This window comes from Methylocapsa palsarum (assembly GCF_900114285.1).
Classification (GTDB): Bacteria; Pseudomonadota; Alphaproteobacteria; order Rhizobiales; family Beijerinckiaceae; genus Methylocapsa; species Methylocapsa palsarum.
On record NZ_FOSN01000035.1, the window covers coordinates 1 to 12,757 of the forward strand.

The 12,757-nt window shown below is 58.7% G+C and carries 9 protein-coding genes and 3 pseudogenes; 7 read left to right on the forward strand and 5 right to left on the reverse strand.

Annotation, left to right across the window (positions count from 1 at the left end):
• The 3 genes and pseudogenes from BM177_RS21230 to BM177_RS20985 all read right to left on the reverse strand — a co-directional run.
• Positions 1-170 (reverse strand): DUF2924 domain-containing protein (locus BM177_RS21230; RefSeq protein ID WP_175492701.1); only part of this gene is annotated, 170 nt, incomplete at its 3' end.
• The gene (locus BM177_RS18475; protein WP_091686649.1) at positions 167-523 is read right to left on the reverse strand and encodes a DUF3489 domain-containing protein; all 357 of its coding nucleotides are present in this window, start codon (positions 521-523) and stop codon (positions 167-169) included. The genes BM177_RS21230 and BM177_RS18475, both read right to left, overlap by 4 nt.
• Positions 524-879: 356 nt before the next feature.
• A pseudogene (locus tag BM177_RS20985) lies at positions 880-1,179 on the reverse strand (transposase); the annotation flags it as partial.
• Positions 1,180-1,383: 204 nt separating this feature from the next.
• Here BM177_RS20985 and BM177_RS18485 point away from each other — a divergent pair.
• The 5 genes from BM177_RS18485 (at position 1,384) to BM177_RS18505 (ending at position 5,678) form a co-directional block, all read left to right on the forward strand.
• Entirely contained in the window at positions 1,384-1,863 is a 480-nt protein-coding gene (locus BM177_RS18485) for a hypothetical protein (protein WP_091686632.1), read from the forward strand.
• A 191-nt stretch (positions 1,864-2,054) separates the two neighbouring features.
• Entirely contained in the window at positions 2,055-2,243 is a 189-nt protein-coding gene (locus BM177_RS20990; RefSeq protein WP_280140597.1) for a transposase, read from the forward strand.
• A gap of 140 nt (positions 2,244-2,383) precedes the next feature.
• Positions 2,384-2,698 (forward strand): cold-shock protein, encoded by a 315-nt coding sequence (locus BM177_RS20850; RefSeq protein ID WP_244532441.1) that lies wholly within the window; start codon positions 2,384-2,386, stop codon positions 2,696-2,698.
• A gap of 12 nt (positions 2,699-2,710) precedes the next feature.
• Positions 2,711-4,054, forward strand: coding sequence for an erythromycin esterase family protein (locus BM177_RS18500; RefSeq protein ID WP_091686636.1), 1,344 nt, complete (start codon positions 2,711-2,713; stop codon positions 4,052-4,054).
• 607 nt (positions 4,055-4,661) lie between these two features.
• Positions 4,662-5,678, forward strand: coding sequence for a VOC family protein (locus BM177_RS18505; RefSeq protein ID WP_244532442.1), 1,017 nt, complete (start codon positions 4,662-4,664; stop codon positions 5,676-5,678).
• A 46-nt stretch (positions 5,679-5,724) separates the two neighbouring features.
• On the opposite strand, the gene BM177_RS18510 is transcribed toward BM177_RS18505, so the two are convergent.
• Positions 5,725-6,936, reverse strand: a complete 1,212-nt coding sequence (locus tag BM177_RS18510) for a SagB/ThcOx family dehydrogenase (RefSeq protein WP_425284439.1) — start codon at positions 6,934-6,936, stop codon at positions 5,725-5,727.
• A gap of 263 nt (positions 6,937-7,199) precedes the next feature.
• Complete coding sequence (locus BM177_RS18515) at positions 7,200-9,515, reverse strand: TOMM precursor leader peptide-binding protein (RefSeq protein ID WP_091686640.1); 2,316 nt, start codon at positions 9,513-9,515, stop codon at positions 7,200-7,202.
• A gap of 1,638 nt (positions 9,516-11,153) precedes the next feature.
• On the opposite strand from BM177_RS18515, the pseudogene BM177_RS18525 reads away from it, so the two are divergent.
• A pseudogene (locus BM177_RS18525) lies at positions 11,154-11,500 on the forward strand (transposase); the annotation flags it as partial.
• 478 nt (positions 11,501-11,978) lie between these two features.
• Positions 11,979-12,211: pseudogene (locus BM177_RS20855) on the forward strand (transposase); the annotation flags it as partial.
• Positions 12,212-12,757: the final 546 nt, after the last annotated feature.

Below are 12,757 nucleotides of genomic sequence, written 5' to 3' on the forward strand. Positions count from 1 at the left end.
TGCTCCAGTTCCTGAAGTCTGTATCCAAGGGCCAGGACAAGAAGATCGCGGCTGATCCGCGGCGCCTCGCTGCGATAGAGCCGCCGCCATTCGCGTCTCAGGTCCTCAAGGCCGAGCGAGCGGATGCGCTCGATCTCGGCCTCGATTGCGGCCGGGTCTGGCGGCGTCATGGCGCGGCGGCGGGCCTGGCGGAAGTCTTGCGCTTGACCCTCTGCGGCTTTGAGTCCTCCTCCACGCGATAGATCCGTTCGTCCCCCACCTTGTCGGAGATCAGAGTCAGCCGCAGCTTCTTGCGCACCACCGCCGAGAGGAAGCCGCGGACCGAGTGTTTTTGCCATCCGGTCGCCTTGATGATGGCGGCGATCGTCGCGCCCCTTGGCTGTCTGAGTAGAATGAGCACGGCCTCCTGCTTGGTCTGCGCGCGGGCTGACGCCGCCGAAACGAAATCCGGGTGCGTAGGTCCGTCGGCGCGAATCTTCGGGTGCGGGGGCTTAGTCGTTTTCACGGTTTTGCTGTGCGACATTTTGAGATCCTTTTCGGTTGCGGCGGCGCATGCGCCGTCACGACCGAAGCCCCACAATGGCGGCGGGCCAGTGGGGCGGGATCCAGGAGAGGGGGCGACAGGCCTTACCCCGGCATGCCCACAGTCACGCTCTCTTCGCTCCGGAAGTCCACTCGTTTCCTGATGAAAAAAATGAACGCCACCTCGCGGATCGCGCGGTCTCGCCAATTGCCGCGCGCCCGCCACGACGACCTCCTCGAAGGAACATCTTGCGAGAGAGGGATCGCCTCCATCCAGCGGCGTGAGCTACCCAAATTTCTACTAGGCTTCGGCAGCGACATTTGAAACGTGAGCTTTACCTTTAGAGCAGATTCGCCTTAAACCGGCTTGTATCCGGCTGCTACGAAGAAGTTTGCGCATTCTTTTGGGGAGAACTCGTTGAGCAGGTTCCAAAGCCCGTCGACGGTTCGCTCGGCGGCTTTGCGCAGCAGCGCTTTGAGTTTTGAGAAGGCGTTTTCGATCGGATTGAAGTCGGGGCTGTAGGGCGGAAGATAGAGCAGCGTCGCGCCCGCCGCCTCGATCGCCTTGCGCACGTAAGCGCCTTTGTGGCTGCCGAGATTGTCCATGATCACGATATCGCCTAGCGCGCGCGGCTCAATATAATCACGGATCTGCTCTCGCAAATCCACTACGAGGAGCTGCCTCGGGATAAGCCGAAGCTGCCCAAGCGAAAGAACCTCTCCGAAGATTTCAACTATGCCTACAAATTGGTGCCGGACATGGAATGGCCGACCACATGAACCATTTGATCGCATGAACGTCGGTCACGCTTCCACAACGGTGGTTTACAATTGCAATCCCAATTTAAGCAGAGGCTTTATATGGCGCGGCTTCCGGTGATAATTTTAAGCTTGATAGCCGCAATTTATCCCGCTTTCAGCGATGATGTGCCATTTGCCGAGCCGTCTGCGCGAAGCGCGGCGGTCGTCCTCGCCGACATCATGCAGGCGACCCAATGGAGACATATCAAACTTGGGTATGCGATTGACGCCAAAAACTGGAGTCTCTTGGATTACGAGATTGGTAAGCTCGCGGACACCTTTGAGCGAGCCGCCATGCTTTATCAAAACATTCCGGCTGACTTGATCGTGGGCGCCATGAAGCCTCTCAACGAAATGCGGGAGGCTGTCTCTGAAAAAAACAGCGTCAAACTCCACACAAATTATTCGAAATTAACCGATGCCTGCAACGCCTGTCATCGGGCGGCGCTCGTTGGTTTCCATTGTCATTATGACCCCCCAAAAAACTCTGGAATCTCCACCATTGTCAAATCAGCGCTACCTGCCCGAGCCCCGAGCTAAATGATGACGCACGGTGTGAACAAGATATAAGCAACTCATGCCTACGTCATGTCGGCTCCGGAATAAACTCGTAATGGGTAGTTCGCTTCTAAATTGGTTCTGCGTCCCCTTTGAAATGATCCGTTCTATTTGGCCTGCTGCCGGTTTCGTGGACACCGAGAAAAGGTGTTTCATGAAACTGGAGGTGGGATATGGCGAGGCGAATATTCAGTCGGGAGTTCAAGGTCGAGGCGGTTCGTCTGATCCGCGAGCGCGGCGTCAGCATCGCGCAGACGTCGCGGGGCATCGACGTTCACGAGAACGTTTTGCGCAAATGGGTGAAGGAGTTTAGGCTCCGATCCGAAACAGACTTTCCCCGGCCATGGGCAACAGAAACCTGAGCAGGTCGAAATCGACCGTCTGCGACGCGAAGTCACGAAGCTCAAGGCGGAGCGCGACATCCTAAAAAAGGCCGCTGCCTACTTCGCGAGGGAGTCGACATGAAGTTCAGCTGCATGGCGAAGCGCCCGAGCACGAACACGTGGCGGTCGCGATCAAGGATGCATTCGCCGCCGCTCAGTGCCAAATCGAGGACGTCGTTCGCGAGATGCGCGGTCAGGTCAAGTTTCATGAGCCCGCCGACTATGGTCGCGTGTCAAAGTTCGTTGCCGGCGACGATTATGGTTTCATTGAAACCGCCGACGGCCGCGAAGTTTATTTCCATCGCAACAGCGTTCTCGACAACGCATTCGACCGATTGACGGTCGGCGCCGAGGTTCGCTTCGTTGAAGAAGCAGGCGAGAAGGGGCCGCAGGCGAGTACGGTCCGGGAAGTCGGCAAACACCGCGCAGCTTAAGGAGCGCAAAAGATGGTCATTCACCTTTCTTCCGAAACCGTCTGCGCCGAAGGCGCTGATGCGGCGGCGAAGATTGTTCGCGCCTCTTGCGAACCCCTCCCGTCGCCTGATGAGATCGCGGAGTTTGGCGCATATTTCGACCGTTTTGCGGATGCGAAGGTCGTCCTCCTGGGGGAGGCCAGCCATGGAACGTCTGAATTTTACAAGGCCCGCGCGGCGATCACGCGCCGACTGATCGAAAGACATGGATTCAGGATTGTTGCCGTCGAGGCGGATTGGCCCGACGCCGCGCGCATCGACCGCCACGTTCGACTTCACGCGCATGAACCGTCCTCTGAAGAAGCCTTTTCACGCTTCCCAACCTGGATGTGGCGAAACATCGAGATGCACGCCTTCGTTGATTGGTTGAGGGATTACAATGAGCATCTGCCTGCGCAGTCACGGACCGAATTCCGTGGTCTCGACATCTATAGCCTGGGCAATTCGATCGCAGCCGTTCTGACCTATCTCGATCGCGTCGACCCTGATGAAGCGAAAGCGGCCCGCGCACGTTACGGCTGCCTCACCCCATGGCAGGACGATCCGGCGAGCTATGGTCGCGCGGCGCTCCATCTTGGCAAATCGCCCTGCGAAGAAGGGGTGGTCGCGGAACTGCGCGCGTTGCTCCACCGGCGGCTCATCTATATTCGCAGCGATGGCGGGTCATTTTTTGACGCCGCGCAAAACGCGCGCGTTGTGCAGGCTGCGGAATATTATTATCGGCTGATGTATCACAGTTCCAGAGAATCGTGGAATCTACGCGACCGCCACATGTTTGACACTCTCGTTCGGCTTCTCGCCGCGCGCGGCGGCGACGCGAAAGCCGTCGTTTGGGCTCATAACTCCCATATCGGCAATGCTGCGGCGACCGCGATGGGCTGGCAAGGCGAGTTCAACATTGGCGAGTCCTGCCGCGCGGCGTTTGGGGATTCAGCGGCGCTCATTGGCTTCGGCACCGACCGCGGCACAGTGGCGGCCGCAAGCGAGTGGGATGGGCCAATGGAAGTCAAAAGGGTTGTCCCCACGCGCTCAGATAGTTATGAGCGCGTCTTCCGGCAGGCCTTAATCGAGCGCTCCTTAACAGATTGGAGATCAGGCCAAAAAGCCGAAGTGCGCAAAGCGTTATCAAAGCCCAGGCTCGAGCGCGCCATTGGAGTGATCTACCGGCCGGAAACGGAATTCCTCAGCCATTATTTCGAGGCGGTTCTGCCAGACCAGTTCGATGCTTATGTTTGGTTCGAGCAGACCGGCGCAGTGACGCCGCTTGCAGGCGGCCGCCCACATGGCGCGCCGGACACCTATCCATTCGGCCTGTGACTTTTGGAGTTCTGAGGTCCGACGATTTTGTTTACTCATGCCGTATAAGACGCTCAGGCATTTCGGGCCGCCGTGAGCAAGATATTTAGAAGAGAATTGGATCGCTTGAGGCTTGAGCGCCTATAATCACCTAACCCGCCGATTGCTATTTTCGCAATCGGGAAATACTCGCACGCACGTCGAAGCCGAGGACGCGTTGAAACCAAGCTGCAAGTTGGATTTGTGGGCAGCGGCGAGGCGCGCAATTCATACGTGGGGTCAGCGGCGCCTCAGGCGCACCGACCCGCATTATCGGAGACAAAGAAGCGCTTCTTCAAGCTGTCTTTGCAGGCGCGCCAGGCTTGATCTCGATAGTCTTGACGCTTTTTGCGACTTCAGCTGGCTTTTTGATGTTGAGGTGGAGAATGCTTGCCAAGTATGTCTATGAACTACGACTGTAGGTGACGTTGGCCCCGGCCATGCTTATGCCGGAGAGTTCCGTGGTGCTCCGACGCGGGCCGCGAACCGGACGCCTTCATTTTCGGTGGCGATATCGTCCTAGGCTTCCGAATGACCGCCTGTTCTCGCTGACGACTCGCCTTGCCGCTCCCACGGCGACCCATGTGTGATGCAGCGCCGGCTTGAACCAAATTTGATTCAGTGGTTCGCTTGGCTTAACTTCGACATGTGCGCTTTATCTCACCCTCATCTCCTGAAAACCGGCGAACTGTCTGGTCGCCATCGACAGCGCGCAAGTTTCCCAGACGCGGATCCTGAATTTCTCGAACGGAAAACAGGCATGGTCGATCCGGATGGCTGCTTCGTCTGGTACGAGCTGATGACCGCGGACAAGGCGGCCGCCAAGGCTTTCTACGCCGACGTGATGGGTTGGGGCGCGCGGGATCCCTCGACCCGCAATATGACGTATGCCCTGTTTACCGCAGGAAATGCCGCGGTCGCCGGCCTCATGGCCTTCCCGGAGGCCGCGAAGGAAATAGGCGCGGTGCCGCGCTGGATCGGATACGTTGGAGTCGACGACGTCGATGCGACCGTGGAGCAGATCAAACAGCTTGGCGGCGCCGTACTGGTTCCGCCCAAAGACATTCCAAACGTCAGCCGTTTTTCCGTCCTGGCAGACCCAGAGACGGCCACGTTCGGATTGTTTAAATGGCTAAGCGGCGGTCCGCGGCAGGCGGTTGAGCTTGGTCAGCCAGGACATGTGAGCTGGCATGAACTGCTCGCTGCCGACGCGGAAAAGGCATTTGCCTTCTACAGCAGAATTTTTGGCTGGCGGAAGGCGGAGGCAGAAGTCGGTCCGATAGGCATTTACCAGCCATTCTCCTCGGGTGGACAGACGACTGGCGGCATATTCACTAAACCGGCCACGGCGCCGTTCCCGTTCTGGCTGTACTACTTTGGCGTCGCCGACATTGATGCAGCCGCCGAGCGCGTAAGAACAGGCGGCGGTCAGATCCTTGAAGGGCCGCTTGAAATACCCGGCGGCAGCTGGGTCACCCGATGTCTGGACCCTCAGGGTGCAATTTTCGCATTGGAGGGAAAGCGGAGTTCACATCCGCTTGGCTATTTCAAGCGCGTAGTGGCGGGCGATCCGGCCAGCGCGCGGGCCCGGCGATTTACTGGCTAGGCGGCCTGCGATGCGTTCTGTTGACCGAGCTTTCACGTCCTCAGCCTCAGGCATCCGGTTTTGCCTCACGCCCGATCGCGAATTGGCCGACCGAACCCTCAATGTGGAATTCGATCCTCGTCATTTTCGCAAACAGTTCGATATTGACGCTTCCAACGGCACAGCCGCCGAGGCCCATATCCGTCGCCATGAGATAGAACGTCTGAAGCAACGCGCCAACGTCCTTCAGAATGAGCGCATATGCGATGGAGCTGTATTTCCATGAGATCCGGCTGAAGCGAGCGGCAATCGTAATCAGGACTTGCGGCTTGCCGCGCGCGCCCATTGCAAATTCAGCCCCCGTCAGAAGAGCCTCGAGGTCCTGCGGGCGGACGGCGATCGCCGCCAATGCGTGCCCTCCGGCGTCGTAATGATAGAATCCATTTGTCAACCCATCGCATTCGTGCACGGCAAGATAGAGTTCCAGCGGGTAGGCGGCGCCCGCCGACGGATAAGGCCTAGAGGCGTAGGCCACCATCGGACCGCCGCCGCCGAGCTCGACTCGGCTACTCCATGTCGAAATGACGCGCGCGGCGCCATCGAGAAACCGTGAGAGCTCCGCGAGCTTGATTGGCCGCCGGGGATCGAAGTCGCGAGTCGAGTGACGTTCACGCAGCAGCTGTGCGAGCGCCGAGATCGCCTTCGGGTCCGCGGCCGAATCCGAGGCAAGATCAATTTTCGTTCCTGGCCACCGCGGCCGCAGTGCCGGCGGCGGCGGTATAACGCCCGCATATGGATAGACCCCGCCCAGCGGGTTGGCGTGCCGGCCCTCCGTGCTGCGGGCGTGGAACAGAAAATCGTGAAAGTCCCACAAGACTAAATTGTCGTCGCCCTCGGCCACGCGGAGGCCACCGTCGCTGGCGGTCTTGAAAAGCATTTGGCAATCCAGCAACAGCGCGAGCAGTTCGACTCCTAGAAAACCATCCTGCGTCCGGAGCTGTTTCAATTGTTGCGGCGTCGACAGGAAGACCAGGGCGGCGGCAATTCTGGGATCGCAAATCTGAAATAACGCGCCCGCGCGGGGCGATTCAAGGACCATGGCATCGCCGCGTCGGCGCATGTAAGCGAACCGTGACAGGACGATGATGTCGGAATCGCCGAGGTGAGGCTTTCCCGGCCAATAATCGGCATGTTGCGGTTCAATGACACATTGAGCGTCGCCATCGGGCGAACGCCCGAAGCGGTACTCCAACAGGCCGTGGCGCGCCAATCGCCGCACGAATGCATGAAGCGCCTCGTCAACGATGCGGTTGTCGCACTCAAACGAGCTAAGCGGCAGGCCTGCGCCCAGTTTCTCCAGGTGATCCGCCGCGCCAGCGCCGAACGTTCCGAGATCGACCGAATAGCCTCCGAAGGTTGCGACAATTCTCCCGTTCGCGCCCGCTTCGAGCGTGACGTGACCGCAAAGTCGGGCAGAGATTGTTGGAGGCGGCGCCCGTCGCCCTCTCTTTATTCCGGGAGCGTGCAAGCCTCGAATGAACCTCAGGTGTGGGGATGAATCGGATTAAGTTCATCTTCCAAAATGGGCCGGTCTCGTAATCCGAGCTTTATCGGAACGTCGTAAAGTCGGCCCGGCGCGAAGCGGCGATAGAAATGCCGCATGCCGGGGACAATCACCCGGACGACTGGAACCTCGATGTCGGGGCGCGTCTGATCGAGGACCAGGAAATCAAGCTCCGCTCGCTTAGCAATGCGGACGCAGTCGGCTACCTGCTCGCTGGTTTCGATGTGGTTGAATTTCGGTGCGGAGCCCGATCCGGTCGCCGGTTTGTGGCTCGGCGTCAAGAACGGGTGATCCCGTAGGCGCAGCGGGGTGATGCCGTCAAGGCTCGATTTCTCTCCCCTGCCGCCGCCCATGAGGCCGATGGCCAGAAATTGGCTGAGCTCCGTCAGCGCTCGCAATAGCGCGATGCGCGGACTAAAATGCGCCCCGGAACCGAATTCGACATTTTCTTGCCCGTCCGAGATCCAGTGCGTTATCGCCACGTAGCACGGGATCTGCAGATCGCTGGTGACGTCAAGCACCCAAAGCCGGCGCCCGGCTTCGGCAAACTGGTTGCGCAGATCCTGCACATATGAATCGCCAATCTGGTCGAGGTCTAGTTCCGCCCGCTGCGATCGGTTGTACCACCAGATTGCGTAGGCGTCGCGTTCGACCAGCTCCAGAAATCCCTGGACAACCGCCTCCTCAAGCGTATTGCCAGCTGCGCAGCCGTTGGAATCCGCGTGCGCGTGGTAGCCGGCGGGGCCTCTGTAGAAAAAATATAAAAGGCTGGTCGGCAAATGTTTGAAACGTTTGTCGCGCAACGACCAGATCGGCGACCATTCTATTTCTGCTGATTCATCAAACGGGGCCGGGGTCGAATGGCAATCGTGCGAGTCAGGCGCCGGCTCCTGCCCTTGACGATATTGCCTGTCGCTGAACAACAAGACCTCGTTTGGACGAATCGCCTCGCCGACAGAGAAATCTGTCGACCGTCGCGTCGTCCTGATCTCGTCGCCCTGAAAAATCCCGGAGTATCGCTCGATCGCTTCCATCAATGCGCTGGCTTCGCCCTGCTCTGAGGTGCTTCCCTTGCCGAAGCTGCCACCGCTTAGTCCCGCCCTCAACTCGTCAAGCGTCGCTGCCGGACCGGCAAAATTGTGCGCGGCGCGATAGTTGGTGTTCATCGGGAAGTTAACATCGATGCGTTCGAGGCGCGACACTACACCGGTGAGGGGGCTTACGTGTTTTCGGAATTGTTTTACGGTATCCCCCGACGGAACGGTGCGGAACCCCCCGCTCGTCATCACCAATTTGGCGCCGGCGCCAAATTCGGGCGGCGAAGGCGCGCGCCCGGGGTCGCGCAAATCAGTGGAGCCGCAGGCGGGACATTGCGGGCGGGCCGCCACATAATGCTTCGACGTGGTCGCGCCCAACAAATCGAGGCTGATGATGTGATCGCGTAATTCCGTGCGAAAACCAGTTGCGATCGCTTTTGCGATCTCTATGGCCGCGAGCTGGACGCCACCCTGTCCAAGCGTGTTGCCGGCGAGCGGCGAGACTGCGACGCGGCGGGCCTGTCCGCGGTCGAGAAACGCCTTTACCTCCCGGTTCCGTTTCATGCGCTCGCCAAGGCAGGTCCAGCAGGCGGTTTCGCCGGGAGCGAAGATAGGACCCACGAGCGGAAAAATGCCGGAAGGCTGGACGAGCAACCAGGGCGTGTTGTCGGACAGATGCCGCCGGTTCAGTTCGCTCAGTCTTTCCTCGAGATAATCGCTCACGAGCGTCACTGTCAGATCGGGAGAGCGAGTCACGACGCGAACGCCAAGGGCGGAAAGGACGGCGCTGAGTTCAGTTGCGCCTTCTACCTCGATTGCCTGAAGGCGCACACGGCAGTTCCGGAGGTTCTTCTCCGCAGTCTCCAGCGGCAAGCCAAGAGCGGCGCAATAGCCGACCATTGGTCCCGATAAGAAGTTCGACGGCGTGACCAGATGCCGGCGTTCGGTCAGCCGCTTCAGCGCCTCCTGGACTTTGTCCGTTGGAAAATCTTTCTCGAGAGCGCGAACGAGCTCCCGAAAACTCTTGCCGCCACTGCCGATTGCCGAGGCGAGCGCGCAATAGAGTTCGCCGTGGAGAAAAAACTTCCGATCCTCGGAATAGAGGCAAACGACATCAGGCGGGATAACATAGACGGTGAAATTTGGCGAAAACTGCGGAATATCTTTGTCGTTCCGTGTCGCAAAGGGGCCCCGACCGCCGTTCAAGCGGTCGGCGCGCGTAGGTTTAGGAGCTTCGAACTTCGTGGGGTTCGCCATTTTAAGGCTGATATTCTCCAAGCCGCGACCCTGCCGCCATTCGACGCGCCAAGCAATATAGCCACGGCCCCACGTAATCCGTCAAGCCAACGACATTGCCGCGTGCGTCAGTCGCAATCGCCAGGAGCCTCGGATCTAGCAAACGCGGCAGGCGCCCCATGACAGACAGCAGCCGCAGCCGCCGCATCCGCCGCAGGCCCTGCAAGCTCTGCAGCCCGCACAGGCCCTGCAGCCGCCGCACCCTCTGCAGGCTCTTACAGCGCAACCTCTACAGCCCCTGCACCCACCGCAGCCCCGGTAGGCTACCTGAACTTCGGCCTCAGGCGAACGGGCGTTTTCCTTGTCAAAAACGTAGAACGTCGCCAAGCTGACATCAGATATTTCTTCTTCGCCAAGCATGAAGATATGGTTTTGCGACGGTATCTCCGCCGCCGATCCGCCCGTCGATGCGTAAGCCCCGTCATCGCCGGCCGCCGTCGCCAGGGACACCCCGGCGATCCCGAGCGCAGATATCGCTTTACGCCGACGCTTTCCCTTTGCAGCAGATTTCGCCTGGGACATAGCGAAGTTCCTCCCTCTGCGAAGTTCCTACCTTTTTTTATAAGATAATCGCTAACATTTTTCCCGGGCTTTGGATAGAGACCGTCGCGCAAGGGCGCTGCCTTTGGAAACCGCCCAGAGTAATTCATGGATAAAATGGAGACATTATAGTAAAAACAATGGCTGCCCTTCCTGAACGCGAGCCAAACGCCTAGCTCATGATGGTCGGCATCTTTCTCGGCGCGCTGCGCGGCGGGGCGGCCGGACGGTCTCGGCAGACTGGAGGACGGCCGCGTCGAGGCGGGGGTCCTAAACACGATACTCGCGCTCGGCGCGACGAAGCCAAAACAAGCCGTCTTCGGCGCGCTGCGATGGCGACGCGTCACGAGCTGCCACCGGTCAAAGCATTGCGTTCCGCGAGTCGTCGGCAACCCGCTGCGCTGCGGACCTAAGTCCCCTAAAGATCATCTCAGGCCCGCGATCGAGGCGCGAAGAGAACTGACTTTTTCAACATTTCTGCGGTGGAATATTTCAATCCATTTCTGCAATGACTTTAATTACATGCGGATACTTTGCACTGCGTGGCAAAGATGAAACCAAGTATGTCACAGCTTCGCGAGCCTAATCTACTGGAAAACGCTGCGGCGTTTCTGATCGCCGCGATGTCGCTCGGCCCGGTGGCCGCGCTCGGTTAGCGACTCACTTGCTCCAAAGGGCTTGCGACGCCGTCGCCGAGGCCTTTCGCATGGCGCGGGGGAGGGGGCATTTCCCCAATTTCTCGTTATCGCTTTTGTGCTCATCCTTTTGAGCCCCACGAAAATCCGTAGGCCAAGCGACGAATGCCGAGCGCACTTCTCGGCGGCGGCGCTATCGATTTCCACTGTTCCCCTGTGCGCCATGAACCGACGCAAATCCTAATCGGAAAAGCGGAGAGATTCGCGTCGCTGATCGTTGTACAAGTTGTGCCGACGATGTGGATCAGGAGGGAACGCAAAAAGCCGCAGAGCTCGGCGTTTTGGCGATGGCGTTATTGGATTTCCGGGGCGTCGGCTTGGCGGACTTTTCGCCGGGTTCGATCGTGCCGCTGCCGATTAACACCAGGCTGAGCAGATACGGGTCGTGCTAGACAAATCTATCGACCCGTTCCGCCGGCGTGCGTTACGAAGCCTTCCCGGCCCCAGAAGAGCATCGAATATTGCGTGCTTGGAGTTGCACTACACCTCCAAGCACGCGAGCTGGCTCAACATGGTCGAGATCGAAACCGGAATGCTGCGCGGTCAGTGCCTGGATCGACGCAACGGCGAACGCGACAAATTGGTTTCAGAGATTGCAGCCTGGAAAGACAGCGGAACAACGCTAGCGCCCGTATCAACGAGATGTTCACCACCGATAAAGCCAGACAAAAGCTGGCGCGTGCCTATCCAGACCCAGCCAAAGAGTCATAATCCCTGCGGAGCGGCACTAGTCTAGTTGGCCGACTTCTTAAGAAATCTTGGATGCAGGCGGACGAGAAGTGGGCAAGACTAGGATTGCACACGCAGGGCCGCTATTGGCCAAACACTCGGCCTTCGGTTCGAGCATTTGGGCGTCGAGATTTGCATCCGTCAATTCTTGATCTAGGCATGTGACTGTCGCAAGTAGGTTTTCGGCGAGTTTGTCGTTGGGCCTGCGCTTCTGAATCGCCACGCAGATGCTTTGAACCAGTTTTCCGCTACGCCGCAATTTTTTGACCGCTAGGAGAAGTTCATTATGGAGTTGCTTGACATAGTCCCGACTTCCACTGTCCAAGAACACAATCAATCCTCCGCTTTTTGTTATTGATTATTTTTTTTAATTCGTCGTGCACGTCGATTATGCACGAATTCTGGCAATCTCGTCTTGTCAGGGATTTCCCGTCATTGACTGCACAGAGAGTTTCCTGAAAGCCTTGCCGACATCAGCCGTTTTCGACTGCCGAGATCGCGGCGGCCTACGAATACGGCAACGACGCCAATTCCCTGCGAAGCGATCCTATGTTCAAGATAGCGCTGGAATTGTCGCCATCCGACCGCGAGCTGTGTTCACAGTCGACCGACTCCTGCCTGGAGAACCGTCCCAATGCTCGCGCGCTTTTGTGCGTGGGCCGCGCCATGGTCGATCTTTATTGCGAGCCTTTTCCGCTGGATCCGATCCACTCTAGGTTATGGCTTTGCGAATTCATGTGCGCTGGCGGCGGCGGTACTTTCGCAAGCAAGATTTTGGCGGGCCATCCAGCCCGTATATCCATTGCAGGGCACCTCGATATGCGCCCACTGCCGATTCCGAGATTGCCCGGCAACCCGCACGTTTCCGCTTGCCTCATACGCGACGCGGCCGTTCGGCGCATCCCGGACCTCAGCTGAGGCCGGAACGATAGTGCACAGCACGCTGGAATGCGGCCGGGCTTTACAGGCTCGAGCGGGCGTCGACAAATGCAAGGGAGCCATAACGGCGAATGCAGTCGCAAGGCATAAAGGGCTCTTGCTCATTCGTACCCTCCAGCAGTGGTGGAGCCCGCGACGGAAAAAAGCGCCTTCCCCATCTCAAACGCATCTGACGCTGAGCGTAGCTGAAGTTGGAGGTCATTGCTTGTCCGTCGTCAGATGATTTGAGACAGTTTCAGGTTATTCGGAACGGAGGTTCTGGCTCATCGACATTAAAGGTTAAGCGGCCTGCAGTTGGTG